The following is a 517-nucleotide window of genomic DNA, read 5'->3' on the forward strand; positions in this document are numbered from 1 at the left end:
TTCTTCCTTAACGTGTTGGAAGTGTACGGCTATTCAGTCGTAGAAATGGACAACGGCGTACTCAAAGTCATCAAAGCAAAAGACTCTAAGACCTCTGCAATCCCTGTTATGGGTGATGGCAGCGCAAAAGGCGATAGCGTCATCACTCGCGTGGTTGCTGTGCGAAATGTCTCTGTTCGTGAATTGTCACCGCTATTGCGCCAGCTGATTGATAATGCCGGTGCGGGTAATGTGGTTCATTACGATCCAGCTAACATCATCCTGATCACCGGTCGTGCAGCGGTAGTAAACCGTCTAGCAGAAATCATCAAACGCGTTGACCAAGCTGGTGACAAAGAGATCGAGCTAGTAGAGCTTCGCAATGCCTCGGCTGCTGAAATGGTTCGTATCGTAGAAGCCCTGAACAAAACGACCAACCAAAAGAGCACGCCTGAGTTTCTTGAACCAAAAATCGTCGCTGATGAGCGTACGAACTCGATTCTGATTTCTGGCGATCCGAAAGTACGTGCACGCCTGA

General features: G+C 48.9%; 1 protein-coding gene. It reads left to right on the plus strand.

Annotated elements, in window-relative coordinates; translation table 11 throughout:
- On the plus strand, nucleotides 1-517 hold a 517-nt coding region (locus R7Q09_RS28405), incomplete at both ends, for a secretin N-terminal domain-containing protein (RefSeq protein ID WP_318144240.1).

This window comes from Vibrio sp. 2130-1 (assembly GCF_033339515.1).